This is a genomic window from Bradyrhizobium australiense (genome assembly GCF_013114825.1).
Lineage (GTDB): Bacteria > Pseudomonadota > Alphaproteobacteria > Rhizobiales > Xanthobacteraceae > Bradyrhizobium > Bradyrhizobium australiense.
Genome location: NZ_JAAVLX010000008.1, coordinates 82,791 through 106,638, shown reverse-complemented (window position 1 = coordinate 106,638; position 23,848 = coordinate 82,791). Strand labels below are relative to the sequence as shown.

22 protein-coding genes are annotated in these 23,848 nt (G+C 63.0%); 8 read left to right on the top strand and 14 right to left on the bottom strand.

Annotated features, from left to right (window positions below; genetic code table 11):
• Window positions 1-71: 71 nt before the first annotated feature.
• Both HCN58_RS24525 and HCN58_RS24520 read right to left on the bottom strand, forming a co-directional pair.
• On the bottom strand, window positions 72-542 hold the full coding sequence (locus HCN58_RS24525; protein WP_171581959.1) for a GcrA family cell cycle regulator: 471 nt from the start codon (window positions 540-542) through the stop codon (window positions 72-74).
• 44 nt (window positions 543-586) lie between these two features.
• Window positions 587-787 carry a hypothetical protein gene (locus HCN58_RS24520; protein ID WP_171581958.1) on the bottom strand — a complete coding sequence of 67 codons (201 nt, stop codon included), beginning with the start codon at window positions 785-787 and terminating at the stop codon, window positions 587-589.
• Window positions 788-1,040: 253 nt separating this feature from the next.
• Here HCN58_RS24520 and HCN58_RS24515 point away from each other — a divergent pair, with 253 nt between their 5' ends.
• A complete protein-coding gene (locus HCN58_RS24515; RefSeq protein WP_171581957.1) occupies window positions 1,041-1,424 on the top strand; it encodes a GrlR family regulatory protein in 384 nt (127 codons plus the stop codon).
• 19 nt (window positions 1,425-1,443) lie between these two features.
• Here HCN58_RS24515 and HCN58_RS24510 read toward each other — a convergent pair whose 3' ends face one another.
• Window positions 1,444-2,385, bottom strand: a complete 942-nt coding sequence (locus HCN58_RS24510; RefSeq protein WP_171581956.1) for an acetamidase/formamidase family protein — start codon at window positions 2,383-2,385, stop codon at window positions 1,444-1,446.
• Window positions 2,386-2,635: 250 nt separating this feature from the next.
• Between HCN58_RS24510 and HCN58_RS24505 the strand changes: the two genes are divergently transcribed.
• The 3 genes from HCN58_RS24505 (at window position 2,636) to HCN58_RS24495 (ending at window position 5,603) form a co-directional block, all read left to right on the top strand.
• Window positions 2,636-3,439: a YdcF family protein gene (locus HCN58_RS24505; protein WP_171581955.1), complete on the top strand. Its 804-nt coding sequence runs from the start codon at window positions 2,636-2,638 to the stop codon at window positions 3,437-3,439.
• A gap of 67 nt (window positions 3,440-3,506) precedes the next feature.
• Window positions 3,507-4,292: a DUF169 domain-containing protein gene (locus HCN58_RS24500; RefSeq protein ID WP_171581954.1), complete on the top strand. Its 786-nt coding sequence runs from the start codon at window positions 3,507-3,509 to the stop codon at window positions 4,290-4,292.
• A gap of 129 nt (window positions 4,293-4,421) precedes the next feature.
• The gene (locus HCN58_RS24495; RefSeq protein ID WP_171581953.1) at window positions 4,422-5,603 is read left to right on the top strand and encodes a saccharopine dehydrogenase family protein; all 1,182 of its coding nucleotides are present in this window, start codon (window positions 4,422-4,424) and stop codon (window positions 5,601-5,603) included.
• A 145-nt stretch (window positions 5,604-5,748) separates the two neighbouring features.
• Here HCN58_RS24495 and HCN58_RS24490 read toward each other — a convergent pair whose 3' ends face one another.
• The 3 genes from HCN58_RS24490 to HCN58_RS24480 form a co-directional block, all read right to left on the bottom strand.
• Entirely contained in the window at window positions 5,749-7,035 is a 1,287-nt protein-coding gene (locus tag HCN58_RS24490) for an O-antigen ligase family protein (RefSeq protein WP_171581952.1), read from the bottom strand.
• Window positions 7,036-7,174: 139 nt separating this feature from the next.
• Window positions 7,175-8,713, bottom strand: a complete 1,539-nt coding sequence (locus HCN58_RS24485; protein WP_171581951.1) for an undecaprenyl-phosphate glucose phosphotransferase — start codon at window positions 8,711-8,713, stop codon at window positions 7,175-7,177.
• Window positions 8,714-8,825: 112 nt separating this feature from the next.
• Window positions 8,826-9,959, bottom strand: coding sequence for a glycosyltransferase family 4 protein (locus HCN58_RS24480; RefSeq protein ID WP_171581950.1), 1,134 nt, complete (start codon window positions 9,957-9,959; stop codon window positions 8,826-8,828).
• A gap of 285 nt (window positions 9,960-10,244) precedes the next feature.
• Between HCN58_RS24480 and HCN58_RS24475 the strand changes: the two genes are divergently transcribed.
• Window positions 10,245-12,512: a GumC family protein gene (locus tag HCN58_RS24475; protein WP_171581949.1), complete on the top strand. Its 2,268-nt coding sequence runs from the start codon at window positions 10,245-10,247 to the stop codon at window positions 12,510-12,512.
• 110 nt (window positions 12,513-12,622) lie between these two features.
• On the opposite strand, the gene HCN58_RS24470 is transcribed toward HCN58_RS24475, so the two are convergent.
• Entirely contained in the window at window positions 12,623-13,813 is a 1,191-nt protein-coding gene (locus HCN58_RS24470; RefSeq protein WP_171581948.1) for a GNAT family N-acetyltransferase, read from the bottom strand.
• Window positions 13,814-13,978: 165 nt separating this feature from the next.
• Here HCN58_RS24470 and HCN58_RS24465 point away from each other — a divergent pair, with 165 nt between their 5' ends.
• Window positions 13,979-14,995, top strand: coding sequence for a polysaccharide deacetylase family protein (locus tag HCN58_RS24465; RefSeq protein ID WP_171581947.1), 1,017 nt, complete (start codon window positions 13,979-13,981; stop codon window positions 14,993-14,995).
• A gap of 1 nt (window position 14,996) precedes the next feature.
• Here the strand turns inward: HCN58_RS24465 and HCN58_RS24460 are convergent, their stop codons facing one another.
• Window positions 14,997-15,209: a DUF2842 domain-containing protein gene (locus tag HCN58_RS24460; protein WP_171581946.1), complete on the bottom strand. Its 213-nt coding sequence runs from the start codon at window positions 15,207-15,209 to the stop codon at window positions 14,997-14,999.
• A 106-nt stretch (window positions 15,210-15,315) separates the two neighbouring features.
• On the opposite strand from HCN58_RS24460, the gene HCN58_RS24455 reads away from it, so the two are divergent.
• Window positions 15,316-16,398: a COX15/CtaA family protein gene (locus HCN58_RS24455; protein ID WP_171581945.1), complete on the top strand. Its 1,083-nt coding sequence runs from the start codon at window positions 15,316-15,318 to the stop codon at window positions 16,396-16,398.
• A gap of 152 nt (window positions 16,399-16,550) precedes the next feature.
• Window positions 16,551-17,363, top strand: a complete 813-nt coding sequence (locus HCN58_RS24450) for an FTR1 family iron permease (RefSeq protein ID WP_171581944.1) — start codon at window positions 16,551-16,553, stop codon at window positions 17,361-17,363.
• 11 nt (window positions 17,364-17,374) lie between these two features.
• On the opposite strand, the gene nadC is transcribed toward HCN58_RS24450, so the two are convergent.
• From nadC to HCN58_RS24420, 6 genes are all read right to left on the bottom strand, one after another.
• Window positions 17,375-18,244 (bottom strand): carboxylating nicotinate-nucleotide diphosphorylase, encoded by an 870-nt coding sequence (gene nadC, locus HCN58_RS24445; RefSeq protein WP_171581943.1) that lies wholly within the window; start codon window positions 18,242-18,244, stop codon window positions 17,375-17,377.
• Window positions 18,241-19,794 (bottom strand): L-aspartate oxidase, encoded by a 1,554-nt coding sequence (locus HCN58_RS24440; RefSeq protein ID WP_171581942.1) that lies wholly within the window; start codon window positions 19,792-19,794, stop codon window positions 18,241-18,243. The genes nadC and HCN58_RS24440 overlap by 4 nt, the downstream gene beginning before the upstream one ends.
• The gene (gene nadA, locus HCN58_RS24435; RefSeq protein WP_171581941.1) at window positions 19,791-20,777 is read right to left on the bottom strand and encodes a quinolinate synthase NadA; all 987 of its coding nucleotides are present in this window, start codon (window positions 20,775-20,777) and stop codon (window positions 19,791-19,793) included. The genes HCN58_RS24440 and nadA overlap by 4 nt, the downstream gene beginning before the upstream one ends.
• A gap of 54 nt (window positions 20,778-20,831) precedes the next feature.
• Window positions 20,832-21,788 carry an NUDIX hydrolase gene (locus HCN58_RS24430; RefSeq protein WP_171581940.1) on the bottom strand — a complete coding sequence of 319 codons (957 nt, stop codon included), beginning with the start codon at window positions 21,786-21,788 and terminating at the stop codon, window positions 20,832-20,834.
• Window positions 21,789-21,820: 32 nt separating this feature from the next.
• On the bottom strand, window positions 21,821-22,237 hold the full coding sequence (locus HCN58_RS24425; protein ID WP_235983843.1) for a hypothetical protein: 417 nt from the start codon (window positions 22,235-22,237) through the stop codon (window positions 21,821-21,823).
• 248 nt (window positions 22,238-22,485) lie between these two features.
• Window positions 22,486-23,766, bottom strand: a complete 1,281-nt coding sequence (locus tag HCN58_RS24420) for an O-acetylhomoserine aminocarboxypropyltransferase (protein ID WP_171581938.1) — start codon at window positions 23,764-23,766, stop codon at window positions 22,486-22,488.
• Window positions 23,767-23,848 lie beyond the last annotated feature (82 nt).

Sequence of the window (23,848 nt, the reverse complement as noted above, 5' to 3'; positions counted from 1 at the left end):
GGCCGATCGGTTCTGATGGAATCAGAACCGAAGCTCCGCTTTTTGATGCGTATTCACGGCAACTGGACTCGCTATCCCCGTGCAACGCGCTGACGCGAACCCGGACGGTAGGCGAGGCGGGTATGCCCTGAGCAATAGGGCATGCCTTCTACCGGCGTATTGCCGCAAAAGCAGAAGTCCTCAGCCCCTGGCGTGTTGATCGGCCAGCGGCATCTTTCATTGCTGAGTTCAAGCAGCGAGCAGCGCTGGTCGCTCGCGATCGGTTCTTCCTGCAGCGGCTGCGCGTTTTCGTAGACGGCCTGTAATATCCGGTACTGCAGTCTGGGGATCGATTTCCGCGAACGTTCCCGGGCGGCCTTGGTCGGACGCGGTTCGGCCGGGGCGGGACCGCGCGTCAATTGAAGGCGGGAGAGTTTGCCGATCACGGCGTTGCGGCTGACGCCGATGCTGGCGGCGATCTCGCGACAGGTGAGGCCGGCTTCAAAATGGCTTTTCAGGAGTTCGACGCGATCGGTGGTCCAGGTCGGTATATTCGTAAGCATTTTCTCGGTTCCACATTCTGTGAAAACCGCCGCGCTGCTTCCCGTCAGGACGTTTTCCCATTGTCGCGGATTGCAAGCAGCCCATCCTTGATGGCGAGCCGAATGCCTTCCTCGATCAGGGTCCTCGCAACGCCGGGAACGCTTGTGCCGTGGGTGCCCTGTCTCACCAGTCTTTCGAGATACGCGATGGTCGAGAGCGCCAAGGTCACGGGAACGCGGTCGGTTTCGGCCTTTTCTGTAGCCATGGGGAACGCTAACTTTTAAACGATGTACTGAAAAGTTACTATTTCGACTCTATTTAGTTTTGCACACAGGAGTCAAACGGCTTGTGGATAGCTGTCTATCCACTTGAAAAAACGTATTAAAAGCCGCAGTCGGGTTTGTGGATTGGCTGAATGCCCGCGGATGCGCAGCGCGCGGCGGCCCTAACGGCGGTTACAGGCGCGGCGAAACGATCCAGCCGTGCGGCTATTTCCTGATTGCTTCGCGCTGCAGGGAATGCCGATGATGTCCGGGGACGATGGCCAGGGCGCAATGACGGTAACAAACGGCCTCTACACCATCCAGATCGAGATGACGGACGGCGGCCACGGCCGCGCGCACGGCGTGATTGTGCTGCATGACGGCAAGATCGCCGGCGGTGACTCGTACTTCTATTACACGGGCGCATACACCGCGGATCGTGGCAAATGGCGCGGCGAACTGATCACCAACGAGCACACGAAATCGGCCGGCAGCCTGCCGCTGTTCGGCGGCCGCGAAGTCACTTGCGGCTTCAGCGGATCGTACGCCACCGACGGCGCGCAGGTGCAGGGGACCGCATTGGTCGGGAAAACCAGCGTGTTGTTTCACGCCAGGCTGAAGCTGCGCTCTCCTTTTTGAAGAGCCGCAGGTCGTTCGATCAGCCGTGCACGACCGCCTTCGCGATCATGCAGTGAATGCCCTTGGAGCCGTTCACCGTTTGCGTCACGCGCAAATCGGCGGCGAGGCTGCAGAGCGTGTAGGCATCCTCGCGCGACAGATTGCGCTTTTCGCCGAGCAGCACGATCATGTCGCGCAGCGCCCGCACCACGCATTGATCGAGATCGGGGTCCATCGCCATGGTCATGTAATGTGTTGGCGTTTCCGCGCGCGGATAGGCGAGCCGAAGGTCCTTGCGCAGCGTCAGGCGGAAGCGGCCCTGCAGCGCGGTTTCAATCGCGGTGACGCAGACTTCGCCATCGCCCTGCACGCCGTGGCCATCGCCGCAGGAGAACAGCGCGCCCGGCACGAACACGGGCAGATACAGTTTGGCGCCGGCGACCAATTCCTTGTTGTCGAGATTGCCGCCCATCGCGCGCGGGATCAGCGAGGTGATGCGGCCCCAGGCGGGCGGCGGCGCCACGCCCATCACACCGAAGAACGGCGCCAACGGCAGGTCGAGCCCCCATGGCATCCGGCCGACCATGCGATCGCGGTCGAGCGGAATGTTCAGGATCCGGGTCTCATGGAAATCGTCGGGTAGGGTGCCGGCCAGTGGGCGTATCAGGTTCCAGCCCCAATCCTGCCGAAGCTGGACATCGAGAATGTCGACCTCCAGCACGTCGCCAGGCTCGGCGCCATCGATGGCGATGGGACCTGTCAGGATGTGACCTTGCAGTAGCTGCTGCATTCGGGCGTGAATATCGGTGAGCTCGGGCGGTACGTGAAACCGGCTCCGGTCCGGCACCATCTCGGGACCGCCGCTCACGGTGTCGACAGTGACTTCATCGCCGCTCGCAATGGTCAGCACGGGCTTCAATTTGGCTTCGAAGAAGCCCCAGTGGCAGGTTTCGGGGCTGGAATGCAGGTGATGATGCGGCATGAGGAGGCTTCCACACGGGAGCCGCAAGTGTGCCTTGAGTAAAGCGAGATGTCGATGTTGTCTCGGATCCGTAATTGCCGGGCTTGACCCGGCAATCCATCTTCTTGAGAAAATTTTCTCGAAGAAAGATGGATACGCGGGTCCCGTCTCGGCCAAGGCTTCGCCGGGCCACGAGTTCACTCGGCCGCCGAAGCCTTGGCGAAGGCGGCAAGCCCGCGTATGACGAGTTTGCTTGTTCATGAGGCTTCCCTTGTTTTTTGTCCTCTCCAAGACGCTCGGCTTTCTGCTGTTGCCGACGAATCTGCTGATCGGCATGGGCTTCGTCGGCGCCATTCTGATGTTTACGCGCTTTGCATCGCTCGGCCGCAAGCTGGTGATCGCAGCCGTTCTGCTGCTGGTCATTTGCGGGCTGTCGCCGCTCGGGAATCTCTTGCTTTATCCGTTGGAGCAGCGCTTTCCGCCGTGGGACGGTGCGCGCGGCGCGCCTGATGGCATCATCGTGCTCGGTGCCTCGATCGAAGCCGATCTCTCCGCTGCGCACGGCACGCCGGTGGTGCGCAGTTCGCCCGATCGCCTGATCGCGGCTGCCGCGCTGGCATACCGCTACCCAAAAGCGCGCATTGTTTTCTCCGGCGGCAGTGCGAACCTGATTTCGAACGATGCCAGGGAAGCCGATTTCGCCGGCGCCATTTTCGAAAGCCTCGGCATCGACAAATCGCGGCTGATCATGGAACGGGCTTCGCGAAACACGCAGGAGAACGCAGAGTTTTCGAAGGCGCTGCTTGCGCCCAAGGAAGGCGAGCGCTGGCTGTTGGTGACCTCGGCCTTCCATATGCCGCGATCGATCGGCCTGTTCCGGAAGGCGGGATTTGCGGTCGAACCTTATCCCGTGGACTGGCGGGTCGGCGGACGCGGCGACGTATTTGACTTTACCAATATCGCGATCGATGGGTTGGGACGGACCGACCTCGCTGTGCGCGAATGGATGGGCCTGATCGCCTACCGCGCCACCGGCAAGATCGACGAACTGCTGCCGGGGCCCGCGCCGAAGTAGAAGCCGATCGGAAGCCGGACTACAATCACCCAACAGGCGCGGGTTCGCCGATTAGGGAGTTGACGCCATGCAACAACAAACGCCGCCCGAAGCGTTCGACTTGGCCGGGATGGTGGCCGACCTCAACAGCCTGCTTCGGCTGAAGACAACCGTGATCGGCATCAAGATGTTTGCCAGCGTCGAAGAGATGACCTCGATCCCAAAAATCCGCCGTCCGTCGGCAGTGCATACCACCGACCAGATCGTCAGCATGGCCTCGCGGCTCGGCTGGACCGTCGGCATCACGGGTGAGGATCTGGTGGGCGCACAGTGTCGCGCGGTGATTGGGCTGGCGCCGCAGGACGAGAAGTGGCTCGCCGGGGAAAATTACGTCGGCGTCTGGCACGGCACCGCCGAAGACGCACGCAAACGCCAGGAGGCGCTCGACGTTGTGCCTTTCGGCCAATATCAGGCAATGGCGGTTAGCCCGCTCACCAGCGGCCGGCTCAATCCGCCGGATGTCTGCCTGGTCTACGCCACGCCGGGGCAGATGATCATTCTGATCAATGGCCTGCAATACACCGGCTACAAGAAGTTTGAGTGGGGCGTGGTCGGCGAGACGGCGTGCGCCGATTCCTGGGGCAGGGCGCTGAAGACTGGTGAGCCGAGCCTGTCGCTGCCGTGCTTTGCCGAGCGCCGTTACGGCGGGGTGCCCGACGAGGAGATGCTGATGGCGCTCAAGCCTGAGCATCTTGGCAAGGCCATTGTGGGCATGAAGCAGCTCGCGAAGAACGGCCTTCGCTATCCGATCGCGCCCTACGGCATCCAGGCCGACGTGCGCGCCGGAATGGGCGTATCCTACGGGAAGAGGTAGCTCCAACGGTCATTGCGAGGAGCGAAGCGAACGAAGCAATCCAGCCTTCCATCGCGGCCCGATTTCTGGATTGCTTCGCTTCGCTCGCAATGACAAGAAGACCCGGTCATTACTTCAGGGAACGAGAATATGTCTTCGTCGAAATTCGACATCGTCGTCTATGGCGCTACCGGCTTCACCGGCCAGCTCGTCGCGGAATATCTCGCCGAGCATTACAAGGGTGACGCCAGCCTCAAATGGGCAATGGCCGGCCGCAGCAAGGATAAGCTTGCCACGGTCCGTGACGCGATCGGCGCGCCGGCCGACACGCCGCTGATCGTGGCGGATGCGGCTGACCCGGCGTCGCTGAAGGCGATGGTTGGGCTGGCGAAGTCGATTATCTCGACCGTTGGACCTTACCAGCTCTATGGTTCCGAACTTGTCGCGGCCTGCGCTGCCGATGGCGTCGACTATTTTGATCTTTGCGGCGAGCCAGTCTGGATGCGCCGGATGATTGAGGCGCACGAGGCGACGGCGAAATCCAGCGGCGCGCGGATCATATTTTCCTGCGGCTTCGATTCGCTGCCGTTCGAACTCGGAGTCTTCTGCGTGCAGGAGGAAGCCAGAAAGGTGTTTGGGGCGTCCGTCAACCGGGTGAAGGGCCGCGTCCGCGATATGCGCGGCACATTCTCCGGCGGTACAGCCGCCAGCATGCGGGCGACCTTTGCCGCAGCAGCAAATGATCCGAGCATGATAGCGCTGCTGCGGAGCCCATTCGCGCTGACGCCAGGTTTCGAAGGCCCGAAACAGCCGCCGGGCAACAGGCCGGCCTTCGATCAGGAACTCGATTCCTGGACTACGCCTTTCGTGATGGCAACGATCAACACCCGCAACGTGCATCGCTCCAATCTTCTGAGAGGCTTCCCTTACGGCAAGGAGTTTGTCTACGACGAGATGATGCTGACCGGTGCCGGCGAAAAGGGTGAGGCCAAAGCCAAGGCGATAGCTGCTGCGAACACCTCGGAGAAAATGAGCTCCGGTGGACCGAAGCCGGGCGAGGGACCGTCGAAGGAAGAACGCGAGAATGGTCTTTACGATCTGCTGTTCGTTGCGATCGCGCCCGATGGCCGGCAAGTTCGCGCCGCGGTCAAGGGCGATCGCGATCCCGGCTATGGATCGACGTCGAAGATGATCTCGGAATGCGCGATCTGCTTGCTGCGCGACACGCCGGATGTGCCGGCCGGCATCTGGACGCCGGGCGCAGCGATGCAGCACAAGCTGATCAAGCGGTTGGTTGATCACGCGGGGCTGACGTTTACGGTGGAGAAGTAATACGCAGACACAGGATCGTAGAATGGGAAAAACGACTTGTCCGCCGTAGCTCAACGAGCGAAGGCGGAAGCGTGCCCAGCATCTGGGAGTCGTCGCGGATCGATGGTGGGCACGGCACTTCGCGCCCTTTGCCCACCCTACACGCCTACTCTCCCACGCGTCGTGATCTGCACGCGATGGGCACCTTGAGCGCAGAATTGGCGTCCGCCTTCCAGCGCTCGGCAGCGACGAACATGCCCCACATCGTCCCCAGCATCATCCAGAAGTGCCGCCAATGGTCGGTATCGATGATGAAGCTCTCGCCGACCGTGCCGAGGAAGGCTGCGAACACTGCCAGATAGGCCAGTTGCCAGGGCACGCGCACGAAGACGTAGCGGAACCCCGTCAAAATGGTGACGAAGACCAGCGCCGGATAGCAGACGCCGGAGAGCCAGCCGCCCGACATGAACGCGTTCAGGTAGGAATTATGGGTATCTTCGGGGAAGTAACGGTTGAACTGTAGCGGCCCGATGCCGAACGGCAGCCCGAGCGCCATATCGGCACCGAGAAGATGCCGGCCGAAACGGCCGAAGCGGCCTGAGTCATAACTCTGGTCGAAACTGGCGCGCTGCTTGAAGAGCTCCGCAATCGAATCGAACGACAGCAGCACCGCGACGAGGGCGGCCGCCAGAACGACAGTAACCAGCGCCATCACGATGATGCGCGAGCGCTGCGCCTGCGAGCGGCTCGTCAGGACCATCAGCGCCAGCATCAACGCGGAGGTCAACATCAGCACGCCCCACGCGGCGCGTGAAAATGCCAGCAGGATTGCCAGCGATATCACGCCGAACGCCATCGCGCTGCGGAGCGATTTGCCGAGCTTGTCCGAAACGACGCTTTGCAGGGCGAACAACGCGGGCAGGATCAGGAACGCGCCGAACACGTTGGGGTCTTTGAAAGTGCCGCGGGCGCGGTCGTATAGCGTCAGCAGGTCGCGGCCGCCGGGGACGAGATTGAAATAACCCGCGATGCCGGCGAGCGCTGCGATCACAGCGCCGATGACGAGGCCGCGGCGGAACATGTCGAGCCGTGCCGCGGTATCCTCGGAGATTACCATTGCGAAGAACACAACCGTGACCGCCATGTACCAGGAGGTCGCGATCCAGTTCGGCACATTGGGCCGGTCAAACACCGCGACCGAGCTGATGGTGTAGCCGAGGTTGAGCAGAAAGAGCAGCAACAGCAGCGGCACGAATACCAGCCGGATCCGCAGGCCCGTTGCGAAGAAGATTACCGAGGCGGCAAGCGTTGCTATTTCATACGGCGACGGCTCGATGAAGACGATGGCGCCGGATGCACCGACCAGCCAAACCAGCGCGCGCTGCAGAGCGAGCACGCCGGGCGCCGCCGTCGTCGATGGTAGAGAGCCCCCGGCTGTCGCCGCATACGCCATCACATACTCACGCAACTCAACTAACTACGGCGTCACTATCCGCGTCATTGCGAGGAGCGATAGCGACGAAGCAATCCATCTTTCCCGATGCTGCGCGATGGCTTGCTTCGCTTCGCTCGCAATGACAGCTGGCGATCCCTCAATACGCGTTCTCGCTCTTGGTCATCAGGGCGATCGGCGTCTTGAGCAGAATGTAGAGATCGAACAGCACCGACCAGTTCTCGATGTAATAAAGATCGAACTCGACGCGCTTCTGGATCTTTTCGTCGGTATCGACCTCGCCGCGCCAGCCGTTGATCTGCGCCCAGCCGGTGATCCCCGGCTTGACGCGGTGGCGCGCGAAATAGCCGTCGACGGCCTCATCGAACAGCCGGCTTTGCAATTTGCCCTGCACGGCATGCGGACGCGGCCCGACCAGCGATAAATTGCTCTTGAACACCACGTTGAAGAGTTGGGGCAGTTCGTCGAGGCTGGTCTTGCGGATGAAGCGCCCGACGCGGGTCACGCGGGGATCGTTTTTGGTCACCACCTTGGAGGCGGTCGGATCTGCCTGATGGTGGTACATCGAGCGAAACTTGAAGACGTCGATGCGCTCATTGTTGAAGCCGAACCGCTTCTGGCGGAACAGTACCGGCCCGGGGCTGTCGAGCTTGACCGCGAGCGCGACCAGCCCCATCACCGGCACTGCCAGCACCAGGATCACGAAGCCGACGACGTGGTCGAACAGCCACTTCATCACCAGATCCCAGTCGGTGATCGGCGCCTCGAACACATCGAGGGTAGGCACCTCGCCAAGATACGAATAGGAGCGAGGACGGAAGCGCAGCTTATTGGTATGGGCCGAAAGGCGGATATCGACCGGAAGCACCCACAGCTTCTTCAGCATATCGAGAATGCGGGTCTCGGCCGAAATCGGTAGCGCGAACAGCACCAGATCGATGCGGGTGCGACGCGCGAATTCGACGATGTCGTCGACCTTGCCAAGCTTGGGGCTGCCGGCGCAGGTCTCCATCGCGCGATCGTCGTTGCGGTCGTCGAACACGCCAAGCACATGGATGTCGGAATCATCCTGCGTCTTGAGCGCCTGCACGAGTTGCTCGCCGCTCTGGTCCGCGCCGACGATGATGGTGCGACGATCGAGCCGGCCCTGACGGGCCCAGTCGCGCACCAGCGAGCGCAGGAACAAGCGCCCGGCCACCAGCGCCGCGAGGCCGCTCACGAAAAACGCCGTGAGCCACAGCCGCGAAATTTCGCTGCCGAGTTTGACGATGAAGGATGCGCTGACGAACAGCAGGAACACGAACGCCCAGGATGAAACCATCCGCGTCATCTGGCGAAGATGGCCACGGAATAGCTGCACCTGGTAGATATCGGCGGCCTGGAAGCAGATTACGGCCGTTGCCGCCACGCCGAAGATCGCCGCGAGAAACTCCCAGGAAAAGCCTCTGAGAGGCGCGACATACCCGAAATAGAGTGCGATGCCGATCGCGCTCAACATCGCGAAATCGATCACGCGAACCACGCCTGCGATCACGATTGGCGAGTAGGCGCGGCCAACTTTCTGATTGGTGACGGTGAGCGCCGCTGGAGACAGCCTGCGCCGCCGTTCGACCGGCGGACGATCGGCGCTGGCGATCGCAGCGGCATCGAGCATCGAGCGTGCGTTAATCGGTTCCACTGTCCTCATCCGTTCTTGAGCGGGCACATAGGAAACGTGCCCGCCGGCGCGGAATTCCCCACGCCACGGCTTACGGGACAATTCGGAAGAAACAGTTACGTGTAAAGAACGGTTAACGATTGGCAAATGCGTCGCGGTAACCGGCGAAAACACCTTCGACCATCGCCTTCTGCGAAAAATGTTGGAAGATTCGTTCGCGCAGCGATTTGGCTCGTTCTTTGGTTGCGGCCGGATCCTTCAGCGCAGCTTCGATGGCATCGGCCATGGCCGCGGCGTTGCTGGACGCGAACAAGGCATCGCCATGCGGGCCGAAAATCTCGGGGATGCCGCCGACATTGGCGGCGACCATCGGAATGCCGGCGGCGGCCGCCTCGATCACGACGTAGGGCATCGAGTCTCCGCGGGAGGGAACCACCAGCAGCGAGCCCTTGGAGAAGCCGTAACGCGCCTTGACGTGGCCGATGAAACGCACGGCCGCGCCGAGGCCGAGCCGCTCGACCTGGGCTTTGAGGCCTTCGCTTTCCTCGCCGTCGCCGGCGAGCGTCAGCGTCACCGGACAGCCGTCGGCGCGCAGCCGGGCTACCGCATCGATCAGAAGATCGGCGCCCTTGATGTGCCGGAACTCGCCGACATAGATCAGGTCGGTTGAGTCCTCGGCCTTGACGATCGGATCGAATTCACTGGCGGTGACGCCGTTGAACACGCATCGCACCAGTCCCTTCGGCGTGCCGATGGTGCGCTGGTAGGTGTTGCGAGCAAACGCGCTTTCGAACAGGAACAGGTCGGTATCGTTCATCAGCGCGCGTTCGACACGGGCATAGATGTCGCCCTTCAGCGTCGACAGCGGATAATGCAGCGAGCCGCCATGCGGGGTGTAGACCCTGATCCTGTCGCGGGAAGCGGTTCCTAAACGCATGAAGGTGCCGGCCTTGGCGCCGTGACCGTGCAGCACGTCGGGCTTCAGTTGGCGGATCATGCGCTGGAACCGGGCCCATACCAAAAGATCGCTCGGCAGCGGCTCGCGGCGAATGGCGGTGCGGTGAACACCGAGCTTGAGGCGCGGGGCGATTTCCGCCAGCGCCTGCTCAGCGCGTTCGCCGCCGGTGAGGCTGTCGGCGATGATGCCAACGTGATGACCGCGGTCGGCCTGCCCGTTGGCGAGATCGAGGATATGGCGGAAAATGCCGCCGACCGGCGCGCGCGTTGCGTGCAGGATACGAAGCGGCTGACCGTCAACGGCAGGCATCGAGACCGCCTTCGGATACGACCGGGACCTGCGCGCTCCGGGCCAGGCAGCCCGTAAGCGTCAGCGCAGCAATCAGACATGGAGCAGGGGCGAGCACGCCTCGCATTACAGGAATCCTGGAAAAGTATTCGCCGATTAAGGGCTTTGATAGTTAACAAAAAATGACTGCGCGCGCGTGAAGCGCGGTCGGGCGCGCAGACACGGCAAATTAACCCAGCAGCAACCATAATGAAGTGTAATCGCCCCGGTCGAGTGGACCGATAATTGCGTCCGCGGGAGTGTGCGATGCGTTTGGCGTTTTGGCGTGCAGGCAAGGACAAGCCGGTCGTGCAGCGGGCTGTGGCAAGACCGGCGCCTCCGGCTCAAAAGCCTGTTGGCACTTCCGAATCCGGAGATCTCGATCTGCACGCGCTCGGTCAGGCGCTGATGCGCAGGCGGAACTGGATCATCATTCCGACAGTGCTGGCACTCGTCCTGTCGCTGGCCGCGGTCAACATGATCACGCCGCGCTACAAGTCGGAAGCGCGCATCTTGGTCGACGGGCGCGAGAACGTTTTCCTGCGGCCGAACGGCGAGCGCAACGAGGAGCGCAGCGCGCTCGATGCCGAGGCCGTCACCAGCCAGGTGCAATTGGTGCAATCGCGCGATCTGGCCCGCGAGATCATCAAAAAGAACAAGCTTGCCGAGCGTCCCGAATTCGATCCGGTGCTGCAGGGGTCCTCGCCGCTGAGGTCGCTGTTGGCCCTGGTCGGTATCGGGCGCGACCCGTTTTCGCTGACGCCGGAAGAGCGCGTGCTGGAAGCCTATTACGACCGCTTCACGGCCTATGCGGTCGACAAGTCCCGCGTCATCGTCGTCGAATTCCAGTCGCGCGATCCCGAACTCGCCGCGCGTGTCGCTAATTCGATCGCGGAAGGCTATCTGGTGCTGCAGCAGGACGCCCGGCAGCAGCAAGCGAAGTCCGCGAGCCAGTGGCTTTCGGGTGAAATTGACCACTTACGCAAGCGAGTCGCCGAGGCCGAATCGCGAGTCGAGGATTTCCGCTCCAAGTCGAGCCTGTTCGTGGGCACCAACAATACCACGCTGTCCAACCAGCAGATGGGCGAGATCAACACGCAGTTGAATAATGCCCGCGCGCTGAAGTCGGATGCGGAATCGAAGGCGCGACTGATCAAGGAAATGCTTCAGAGCGGCAGGCCGATCGAGGCTTCCGAGGTGCTCAATTCCGAACTGGTCCGGCGGCTGTCCGAGCAGCGCGTGACGCTGCGCGCGCAACTCGCCGAGCAATCCTCGACGCTGCTCGGCGGTCATCCCCGTATCAAGGAATTGAAGGCCCAGCTTGCCGATCTCGATCGGCAGTTGCGTGAGGAGGCGGGCAAGGTGTCCCGCTCGTTGGAGAACGACGCCCGCATCGCCGGCGGCCGGGTCGAAGGCCTGACGGCGAGCCTCGATCAGTTGAAAAAGCAGGCGTCCTCGACCAACGGCCAGGACGTGCAGCTCCGTGCACTCGAGCGCGAGGCCAAGGCCCAGCGTGACCTGCTGGAATCCTATCTCGCCAAATACCGTGAGGCGAACACCCGCGAAAATATCGAGGCGGCGCCGGCCGATGGTCGCGTCATCTCCCGCGCGACGGTTTCCAACACGCCGGCCTATCCGAAGAAGCTGCCGATCGTCTTGATCGCGACGCTGGCGACCCTGCTGCTCACGTCAGGCGCGATCGCGACCGGCGAGCTCTTGCGAATGACCGCGCCGCGGACGCAAGGTAGGGCTTCGCCGGAAGTTGTGCGTGAAATTGCGCCTGAAATTCTCCTGGCTTTTCCGCCGGAACCGGTGCGTGCGCCGGCGATCGCGCCAGAGCTTCCTGCGGCGGACTTCGCTGCCGCGGATCACGCGTCCGAGCCAGTATTGCACGAGCCGCGCGCGGATGGCCCTCGCATGGATGCCGCGGACATCAGTGAAATCGAGCAACTGGCTGATGCGCTGGTTGGTGAAGGTCACGCTTCACACAAGGTCACCGTGCTCGGCACGGCATCGAGCGAGAGCATCACGCTGACCGCATTGACTCTGGCGCGGCTGATGGCGCGGCAGGCAAAAGTCGTGGTGGTCGATCTCGTGGCCTCTTCGCCGGCGATGGCGGCGGCATCAGTCGATCCGGTGGCGCCGGGGCTTGCCGAACTGATGCAGGGCGAAGCCTCGTTTGCGCAGATCATCACCAAGGACATGATGTCGCGGGTTCATCTGGTCAGCGCCGGACGCCCCGGCTTCGACCGCGCACAGCTTCAGTCGCCGCGGCTCACACTTGCAATCGACGCATTGCTGCGGGTTTACGATCACGTGCTGCTGGATGCCGGCACGGCCTCCGATCTGCCGGCTGAACTGCTGACGTCGCAGGCGCGGGCGGTCGTTGTGCCCGAAGCGTCAATGACGCAGGAGGCGCGCGCATCGATGTGCGATCAGCTCAAGGCGGTCGGCTTTTCCGAGGTGATAATGCTGAGCAAACCGTGTCATGCACCCGATGCCGTCGAGCCCGGCCCGCGTGTGGTGGCGGCGTGAACGATCTTGTAGCGTGGGCAAAGCGAAGCGTGCCCACCATTCAGCTGAAGCCGTGAAATGGGGGGACGGCGCAAGTGCGCCTTTGCCCACCCTACCGTCTGACACTGATTCTAGCTAAACGCGCTGCGCAGCTTTTGCGCCATCTCCAGCAGCGCCGGATTGTGCTTCACGAGCCGCTTGGTGCGGTTGAGACCCGACATCACGCTGGCGGCAAGCTTGCCGCGTTGGCTGAGCGGGATGAAGCTGTCGAAGATCGGCTCGTCGCTCTTGCAGAACAGCCGCTTGTAGTCGTCCGATCCGATTCCGAGGTCGAGGGCGCGATAACCCTGTCCGGCATAGTGATCGATAATCTCGCGCATCAAAATCAAGCCCGGGCTGTACTTCGAATTCGCAGACATCGTGTAGGTATTGAACATCATCGAGAAGCGATGGCCGTCGGCGACGCCGGCGAAGATCGCGATCACTTCCTCGTCGGATTCCAGCGCATGGATGTCGATGGCGTGCCTGCCGCCGGCGAGCGGCGCGATGCAGGCGCTGCGGACGAATTCCTCGATGCCGGGATCGGCGAAGACATTCGGCAGCTTCTGCTCCGCCATCCGCAGCGGCTTGACGCGGAAGAACCAGTCGAGCAGCCGGGTGATGTCGGCCTCTGACGATGCAATATAACTGCGATAGCCGGGCAGCGACTGCAGCTTGCGTTCCTTGCCCTTGAGGCGGCGCCGGAACGAGCTGCTGATCAGCGCGGCGGGCGCAGCGTCTGGCTGGATCACCAGGAGCGGGCAATCATTGGCGGATGGCTGATGCGGCAGCAAAGCGAACGGATTGGGCAGGTCGCGCCAGCGAACCGGTTGCTGGTGCAGCGCGAGGACGTCGGCCCCGGACTGCTGCGATATCGCCGATATCAGGCCGTCGAGATCGGCTTGCGTTGCGCTTGCGGCGAAATCGCGGTCGAACAGCGCCATGTTGAAGGTGGAATGCTTGCCGCCCATGAAACCGGCGCAACGCGCGCCATAGGCGTGCCTGAGTGCGAGCGGGAGCAGCAGCAGCGGACGGCGTTGCGCGTCGTAGGCGATCACGATGAAGGGAACGAGGCCTTCGCGCGCGCCGACCTGCCGCTGCCAGGGGCTAAGGAAGTCGAACCGCTGATACGGCGTAAAGAAGCTTTGCGCGCCTTCGAGGCTGCGCCAGACATCTTCGGCGGCGGCGAGGTCGTGAACGACCTCGATGCCGGCGATGCGGCTCGCCTTCGACCATACATCTCGATCCGCCGTTTGGTCTTTAATTGCGGCAGCCATGGTCATCGCAGAGCCCGTGTTATATGAATTTGTTTACAATTTCGGCTTTGGCCGACCTTCGCAGGGAAATGTCAACAAAGGGTAATACAATGCGGGCGCGGCGGGGCAGCGCGACCGCATGTTGAGGGCGGGACGTTGGCGTCGGATATCGGAATTTGGCGGCGGGCCTGGATGGAGCTCGCGTATTTCAGCGGTTATTTCAGGCTGAAGCAGCGCGAGAGCGGCGGGGCCGGCGTCATTTTGCGGTTCGAGCGCGTTCGTCCGTGCGATTCCCGGCCGTTTCAGCCCAACCGGTGGCGTGAAATCACGCCGCAGTTTCTCGACCGGACGCTCGGTGCGCTGAAGCGCTGGAACTTCGACCTGATCACGATGGACGAGGTGTGCCGGCGGGCGGTCACGCTGCCAAAGGCCAATCGGTTTGCCTGCCTGACATTCGACGGCGGCTGCAAGGATGTCATCACGCAGGCCTATCCCATTCTGGCGAAGCACGGCGTGCCCTTCTCCGTCTACTTCCCGACGGCATTTCCGGATGGGCTCGGCGAAGCCTGGTGGCTGGCGCTGGAAGACATGATCGCGCGCGAGGATCGCATCATCCTGGTGATGGACCGCAGAGAGCGGCGCTTCTCAACGCGCAGCACGCCAGAGAAGTATGATACGTTCGAATTTCTGACGAGCTGGATGCGAACGCTGCCGCCGCCGGATCTTTCGTTCGCGATCCATGACCTCTGCACGCGCTATTCCGTCGATCTCGCGGGGTTGTCGCGCGCTGCCTCGATGGACTGGGACGATCTGGCCAAGCTCGCTGCTGATCCGCTGGTGACGCTCGGCAGTGCAACCGTGAACTATCACGTGTTATCCAACCTGAAGGAGGCCGAGGCGCAACGCGAGATGACGATGGGAAAGGCCGTCGCGGAGGCTGCCTTGCGCCGCGCCGTCAGGCATTTTGCGTATCCGTTCGGTGACCGGCAATCCTGGCGCCGCGAGCACGTCGTCATGGCGCAGGAGGCAGGTTTTGCTAGCGCGGTATCGACGATCCCGGGCATCGTCGAGGCCAAGGGATATACGAACCTGCATGCATTGCCGCGTATCGCCTGGGACGGACGGCAGGATTCGCTGCGCATGATGCGCGTGATGCTGTCGGGGATGATGTTTCCCGCGGTCAGGCCGACCCGGGACAATTGGGTCTGATCTAGGCGGCGCGGTCGGGCCGCGACATCCAGCTCACGATCGGCATCGCCGGCAGCACCCACCCAAGGCCTGCCACGACATAGAAGATCGCCTGCAGCAGGCCCGAATTGGCCAGCCATGGCGTCTGGGCGATGGTCATTCCCAACAGCGACCACACCAGGACCAACGCCAGCAAAGCGAGGGTTCCGAAGAATTTGCGGGTGCGTATCGTCATGGCGGATTTGTCGGGCTCGTGGCGGGTTGCGCGCGGGAAGAGGCGGACTATAAGGGGCGCGCCAATTCAATCAAGCGCGCCTTAGGGGGCGACCAAAACGGGTTTCATGACCGTTAGTTCCGCACAGCAGGCCGGCGCCGTCCGATGGTGGCTGATCGTGGTCGCCGCGCTGATCGCTCTCATGGTGCTGGTCGGCGGCGCCACGCGGCTGACGGAATCCGGATTGTCGATCGTGGAATGGAAGCCGGTTACCGGTACGCTGCCGCCGCTCAACGAGGCGCAATGGGCGCAGGCGTTCGAGGGTTACAAGGCCATTCCGCAGTACCGCGAACTCAACGCCGGCATGAGCCTGTCGGAGTTCAAGACCATCTTCTGGTGGGAATGGAGCCATCGCCTGCTCGGGCGCGTGATCGGCGCGGTCTACCTGCTGCCGTTCCTGTACTTCCTGTGGCGTGGCGCATTCAGCGCCGAATTGAAAAAGCGGCTGTGGCTGATCTTCGCCCTCGGCGCGCTGCAGGGCGCGGTCGGTTGGTGGATGGTCGCCTCTGGTCTCTCGCAGCGGACGGAAGTGTCCCAGTATCGTCTGGCGACGCATCTGGTGCTGGCGCTGATTATCTTTGCGTCGATCGTCTGGACATTGCGACGGATGAGCGTGCATCCGCAGCCGGTTGTTCCCGCTCGGCTTAAGATCTCCGGGGCGGCTGTGCTCGCCCTGACTTTCGTCCAGATTTATTTTGGCGCGCTGGTCGCGGGCCTGCGGGCGGGCCGGGTATACAACACCTGGCCCGAGATCGACGGCGCCTTCATTCCATCGGCGGGGCGGCTGTTCTTCGAGGAGCCGTGGTGGCGCAACCTGTTCGACAACACGCTCACCGTGCAGTTCGAGCACCGCATGACCGCTTATGCGCTGCTGGCGCTGGCAGTCCTTCATGCGGTCGATAGCGTGAGGTCGCGGGCCGGTATCGCCGTCGTCGGCGGCGCTTGGTCTCTGCTGGCGGCGATCACTCTGCAGGCCGGCCTCGGCATTCTTACGCTGCTGCATCAGGTGCCGATCGATCTCGCGCTGGCCCATCAGGCCATCGCGATCGTGGTCCTGACGCTGGCGGTCCTGCAGACGGAACGTCTGGCTTCGCGGCGCACGGAGCGCGACCAGCAGAAGCTGGCGATGCCGCTCGGACAGCCCGGCTGAAATTGAGCAATTCTAATCTTGCGCCATCTCAGGAAATGCCCGATTTGCAGGGCTTTCTGGCCGCGCGCCAGCCTTGACGCATTTGTGTGGCGTGCGACCGCTTTACTTGAATCGTTTGGGCGATAAAACGAACCAAAACGAAGGTCCGTTTCATGTCGTCAGCATTCATCCAGGCCGCCGTCATCCTGCTCCGCGAGGGGCTCGAAGCCATGCTGGTGATCGCGGCACTCGCGGGCTACCTGACCAGGGCCGGCGCCGCCCACCGCCTTCAGGCGCTGTACGGCGGCGCGCTCGCGGCCGTGGGCGCCAGCATCGTCGCCGCCTGGTTGTTCGCGGTACTCAATTCCGGCGAGCACAGTGACATCCTCGAAGGCATCATCATTCTCTTCGCCGCTGCCCTGATGCTCTATGTCAGCGGCTGGCTGATGGTGAAGCAGGATCCGCGCGGTTGGCAGGATTATCTCGCGCACAAGGCCGACCATGCGCTGTCGCAGGACACGGTGTGGGCGGTCGGCGCGCTGGCCTTCCTCGCGGTGTTCCGCGAGGGCGCCGAAACCGTGCTGTTCATCAACGCGCTGGCGACGACCGAAGGCGGCTGGAGCGCGGGGCTGTTCGCCGGCCTGGCGGCGGCGACGGCGGGCCTTGCCGTGCTGTTCTATTTCATCAACCTGATTGCGCGAAAGCTTCCGCTGCGCCCGCTGTTCATCATCACCTCGGCGTTCCTGTTTGTGATGGCGATCAAGTTCATCGGCGAGGCGGTGCAGGAGTTCCAGGAACAGGCGATCATCACGGTAACCGAAATCAAGGGCTCGGCGTTCCTGACCGCGATCGGCCTAAATCCGTCGATGGAAGCGCTATCGATCCAGGGCCTGGTGATCCTGTTTGCGCTAGCGACCTATTCGGTGGTCCAGCGCAACAACCGCCTGATGCGCGAAGACAAGGCCACCATGCGCGCGGCCGAGTAATCCGCCGAAAGCTACGCTACCTGCCGGTTGAGTCCGAGATAGTCGAGTCCGATATCAAGTGCGGCGGAGCTGTGGGTCAGCCAGCCGGCGGAAATCAGGTCGACGCCGGTCGCCGCAATCGCCTTGGCCGTCTCGGCCGTGACGCGGCCGGAGGCTTCGGTGATCGCCCGGCCGCCGGTCATCGCCACCGCCTGTCGCAGTTGCTCGACCGTCATGTTGTCGAGCAGTACAGCATCCACGCCAACCGCAAGGGCCTGTTCGAGTTGCGACAGGGTATCCACCTCGACCTCGATCTTGACGAGGTGACCGGCATGCGCTTTTGCGCGCTCGATCGCGGTCCTGATATCGCCGGCCAGCGCGATATGGTTGTCCTTGATCAGAATGGCGTCATCGAGGCCAAAACGGTGATTGCTGCCACCGCCGGCGCGGACCGCGTATTTTTCCAGCGTCCGCAATCCGGGCGTGGTCTTGCGGGTGCAGACGATGCGCGCCTTGGTGCCTTGCGCGGCCGATACCAGCGACGCCGTTGCGGTCGCGACGCCGCTGAGATGGCAAAGAAAGTTCAGCGCCGTCCGTTCACCGGTCAACAGCCCGCGCGCCTGTCCCTCGATCGCTGCGATCACGTCTCCCGGCGCCACCACGCTGCCGTCAGGGCGTTCCGCCTCGAGCTGCATGGCAGGATTGACGAGCTGAAACGCACAGCGCGCAATGTCGAGCCCGGCCACGACGCCAGGCTGGCGCGCGCGCAGCACCAGCGAGGCGTGCCTGTCGGCCGGAACGATTGCGTCCGCGGTGATGTCGCCGGCGCGGCCCAAGTCTTCGAGCAGGGCGGTTCGAACCAGCGGCTCGTACATGACAGGCAGAAGTGGAGATAGTGTCACGACTGGGCGCTCCCGGTAGACAGGAATTCGGTTCCAACGATATCGCGTGCGGTGCCGAGCGCGTCCGCAAGCGAGATGGATGAAGGCACAGCGGACGGCAAGGCGTCGGGGAAGTCGCTGCGAAAATGCCCGCCGCGGCTTTCCTCGCGCTGCCAGGCGCCGACCGCGATCATCAATCCGATCAGCGCGGGATCGGAAGCTGCACTGCTGCTGTTGGCGAGCGGATAGAGGCTGCGGATCGCGCGTTCGATGCCGTGCCGCTCGCGGAGCACGCCGAGGCCTTTCGACAGGATCGGCCGCACGGCCGAAGAATCGGACGCGGGGGGAGGCGCAGTGGCCACGCGCGCTTTCAGCGTGCCGCGGCTCGCGCCCGTGACGCTCTCTGCAACCCATTGCGCACAGACGATGGCTTCCATCAGCGAATTGCTGGCGAGCCGGTTGGCGCCATGCAGCCCGGTGCGGCTGGCTTCCCCGCAGGCCCAGAGGCCGTCCACGCTGCTGCGGCCTTCGATATCAACGGCGATACCGCCCATATGGTAGTGCACCGCCGGCCTCACCGGAATCGGATCGGTCGCGGGATCGATCCCGGCCATTTTGCAGAAGGCGGAGATGACGGGATAACGTGTTGCAAATTCCGCTCCCGGATGTTGCCGCGCATCGAGGAAGACGCGATGTCCTTCGGCGCGGCGGCGCCAGACCGCGCGGGCGACGATGTCGCGGGGCGCGAGCTCGGCACCTGGCTGATCGGCCATGAAGCGTTGTCCGGTGTCGTCGATCAGGATGGCGCCGTCGCCGCGTACGGCCTCGGTTACCAGCGGCATCGGGCGCGACGGCCCGTCGAAGGCGGTCGGGTGAAACTGGACGAACTCAAGATCGGAGAGTTTGGCGCCCGCGCGTGCCGCCAGCGTCAGTCCCTGGCCGAAGCAGCCGGCAGGGTTGGTGCTGTCGAGAAACAGGCCGCCAATGCCGCCAGTCGCCAGCACAACACGGGTGGTGTCGATCACGAGCGGTCTCTTGGCATTCACCGCAAGTACGCCCCTGATGGAGTTGTCTTCGACGATCAGGCTTCGCGCCTCGACCCCTTCAAGCAAGGTGATCGAAGGGCAGCGGCGGACCGCTGCGATCAGCGCACGCATGATCTCGCGCCCGGTGCCGTCGCCGGTAGCGTGCACGATGCGGTTTCGGCTGTGTGCGGCTTCAAGGCCGAGCCGCCAGCCGCCGTCGGGCCGCCGGTCGAATGCGACACCTAGCCTGGCGAGGTGCTCGACGGCCGCAGGCGCCGCCTGGACAATCCGGCGCGCGACGGCTTCGTCGCACAGGCCCGCGCCAGCGGCGATCGTGTCGGCCAGGTGCAGAGCAGGGTCGTCATCATCGCCCATCGCTGCGGCCAGTCCGCCCTGCGCCCACAGGCTTGACGCCTCCGCGCCAAGCGGCGCCTTCGACAACAGCACGACCGGTTCGGGCGCCATCTGAAGCGCTGCCATCAATCCGGCGGCGCCGCCGCCGATGATGACCGGACGGTTGGCCAGCGCTGAAATCTCCGTGCTCATAGCGCCAGCATCCTTTCGACGGCGCGACGGGCGGGCGCAGCGATCGCGGGATCGATCGTAACCTCGTGCCGGCCGGTTTCCAGCGCATGGCGGATATTCTTCAGTGTGATCCGCTTCATGTGCGGACAGAGATTGCAGGGCCGGATGAACTCCACCTCGGGGTGGAGCACCGCGACGTTGTCGCTCATCGAGCATTCCGTCAGCAGCACGACCCGGGGCGGCCGCTGCTTGCCGACGTAATCCGACATCGCGGCCGTCGAGCCGGAGAAATCGGCTTCCGCTACCACTTCGGGCGGGCACTCCGGATGCGCCAGGATGGTTACGTCGGGGTGATTTTCGCGCAGTTGCCGGACGTCGGAGGCCGTAAACAGCTCGTGCACCTCGCAGTGGCCCTTCCATGCGATGATCTTCACGTTTGTCTGCGCGGCAATGTTTTGCGCCAGATATTCATCCGGCAGCATGATCACGCGTTCGGCACCGAGCGATTCCACGACCTTGAGCGCATTACCGGAGGTGCAGCAGATGTCGGATTCCGCCTTCACCGCTACCGAGGTGTTGACATAGGTGACGACGGGAACGCCGGGATAGCGCTGGCGCATCAGGCGCACGTCCTGCGCGGTGATGGAGTCCGCGAGCGAACAGCCCGCCGCGAGGTCGGGGATCAGCACGGTCTTTTCCGGATTCAACAGCTTGGCTGTCTCGGCCATAAAGTGCACGCCGGCCAGCACGATGATATCAGCATCGACCTTGGTGGCTTCGCGCGCCAGCAAGAGGCTATCGCCGACGATGTCGGCGACACCGTGGAAGATTTCAGGTGTCTGATAGTTATGCGCGAGGACGACGGCGTTGCGGCTTTGTTTTAGTTCGAGGATGGCATCGACATCCTCGGCAAACACGGCCCATTCAGGCGGCGGGATCACTCGTCTGACCCGATCGTAAAGCGGTGAAACGCGGGCAAGCGCGGCGGAGCTGATGTCGGCCATTTATACTCTCCTTGAGTATATCCTAGCTTATACTTATCCTGAGCATAACCGAAGTCAAGTGCGCGATAAGGGAAGCTTGGTTCCAGCGATCGCCCGTTCGGCCAGCACGCCGTGACGGAACCTGAACAATTTGGCGGGGCGGCCGACCGTGTCGGCGGCGATTGCCCCAGTCTCCTCAACAAGTTGCTGCTGCTCGATCAGACGACGAAAATTCTGCTTGTGCACCAAGCGGCCTGCAAGCGCCTCAACACTGCGTTGCAATTGCAGCAGGGTGAATTCCGCCGGCATCAGTTCAAACACCACGGGGCGGTATTTGATCTTGGCGCGCAGGCGCGCGATCCCGGTGGCGAGAATGCGGCGGTGATCTCCGGTCATCGGCCGGCCGGGAATGACTGCGGCGGCGCTTATCCCGTCACGGACGGCTTCCGGAATCAGGCCGGCCTCGTAGAGCAGTTCGTAGCGCTGCAACACCAGCTCCTCGTTCCATTCGCGATCGTCAAGGCCAAATGTAATGGCGGCCCGCTGCCAGCGTTCGCGCTGCAGACTGGTGGTCTCAGCGGATTTCGCCCACGCCCGCAGCCGCGATGCCAATGTCTTAGCGAGCGAAGCGGGGACACCGGCCCTGCGATCCTCCCATGGAAAATATTCGTACCAGCCGGACCAGTGCGCCTCAAAACCCTGGCCGACCTTGTCTTCGCGCGTTAACCCGAGATAGCTGATCGAGATCGAATGCGGTGACGTGGCATCTCCGGCCCGCCCACGATCGGCGAACGTATAGAGCTGCTCGACATAACCGAGCGGATGGCCGGTCTGCGCCTCGACCCATGACCGCAATCCCGTCTGCAGCGAGCGGTGCGCAAATTCGAACGGGCCGCTCGGCAGCGCGCCGTCGTTGGCGATGGTCATGATCTTCGGTTCGCCGTCGGTGACGGCGACGAGGACCGCGACCAGATCCGCCGTGATCGCGTTGGCAGAACCTGTTGCCCTGTTTTTTTTCGATGCCCCTGCCACCTCGGTTGTCCGTCTCCGTCGTTGATGCGCCGTTAGCAATATCCGTACACGCCGCAGGCATAGGGCAGGCGAGCCCAATACGGCGTGTAGCGACCGCCGTAATAGGGCCCGTCATAACTGTAGGAATGGCTCGTTCCGTAATAGCCGGGCAGGGTCGACGACCCGGCCAGCAATGGCGTGCCGTTGACGAGCGGTACGTAGGGCATCACGCCCACCGGCGTGAACAGGACGTCCGGATCCTCTTCCTCGACCACCACCAATTGCCGGCCGCGCCGCTCGTAAAGCGGGGCCGTGGCGGGTGCGACGGTGGTTCGGTATTTGTAATGGGCGCGGGGCAGCCCCGGCGGCAAATTACTGGCGGCGCGAACCGCAGCGCGTTTGGTGGTGGCCGGGCCGTTGGCGGCAGCAGCGTTTCCGATCGTGAAGATCGCGACAAGCAGTGACATCATCCAGCGCAGCATCGTTTGCTCCGAATCATCGGGGGCGGATCTGGACCACTTTATGCCGGAATGACCGTTAACGAGAGGCTTGGATAGCTAGGAAATGGCAGCCGCGGAGGCGATTGCCATATGCAACCGGGCCAAGAGGACCGAGGCTTTTGCCCCGTCATTGCGAGGAGCGTAGCGACGAAACAATCCAGACTGCGCCCACGGGACTCTCGATTGCTTCGCTTCGCTCGCAATGACGGCCCCGTCTTTCACACCACCAACGCCTGCTCGAGATCGGCGATCAGATCTTCCTTGTCCTCGATGCCGATCGACAGGCGCACCACGTCAGGCCCCGCGCCGGATCTCACCTTCGCCTCATCGTCGAGCTGGCTGTGCGTGGTCGAGGCGGGGTGGATCACCAGCGAGCGGGTGTCGCCGACATTGGCCAGGTGCGAGAACAGTTTCAGGTTCGACACCAGGCTGACGCCGGCGTCGTAGCCGCCCCTCAGGCTGAAGGTGAATACGGCACCGGCGCCCTTCGGGGCGTATTTGCGCGCGAGCCTGTTGTACTTGTCGCTGGCGAGGCCCGCATAGTTCACCGACGCCACCGCGGAATGGCCGGCAAGAAATTCCGCGACCGCCTTGGCATTCTCGCAATGCTTCTGCATGCGCAACGGCAACGTCTCGATGCCGGTCAGGATCATGAAAGCGTTGAACGGCGACAGCGCCGGACCAAGGTCGCGCAGGCCCAGCACGCGGCAGGCAATCGCAAAGGCGAAATTGCCAAAGGTCTCCTGGATCCTGATGCCGTGATATTCCGGGCGTGGCTCGTTGAGCATCGGATATTTATTGTCCTTCGACCAGTCGAACGTGCCGGCATCAACGATGATGCCGCCGAGCGAATTGCCGTGGCCGCCTAAAAATTTCGTCAGCGAGTGCACAACGATGTCGGCGCCGTGATCGATCGGGCGGATCAAATACGGCGTTGCCAGCGTGTTGTCGACGATCAGCGGCACGCCGGCCTTGCGGGCCACTTCCGCGATCGCCTCGATGTCGGTGATGCTGCCGGCGGGGTTGGCGATCGATTCGATGAAGATCGCCTTGGTGCGCGGCGTTACCGCGCGCTCGAAACTGCCGATATCGTCGGGGTCGGCCCACGCAACATTCCAGCCAAAGCTCTTGAACGCGTGCGTGAACTGGTTGATCGAGCCGCCGTAGAGTTTTCGCGCGGCGATGAACTCGTCGCCCGGCATCAGCAATTGCTGCAGCACAACGACCTGCGCCGCGTGACCCGACGCAACTGCCAGCGCCGCGGTGCCGCCTTCCAGTGCCGCCATGCGCTCTTCCAATACGGCAGTCGTGGGGTTGCCGATGCGGGTATAGATGTTGCCGAACGCCTGCAGCCCGAACAGCGAGGCGGCATGGTCGGCATCATTGAACACGAAGGACGTGGTTTGATAGATCGGCGTCACCCGCGCGCCCGTGGTGGGATCGGGCTGCGCGCCGGCATGCACGGCAAGTGTGGAGAATCCCGGGAGACGGTCGGTCATTCTTCTTCGTCCTGTTCTTTGGCTTGCTCAAAATGCGCGGCATGCTGATCGCAGCCGCGTCCGCCGTCAAGGCGAGGCGTTC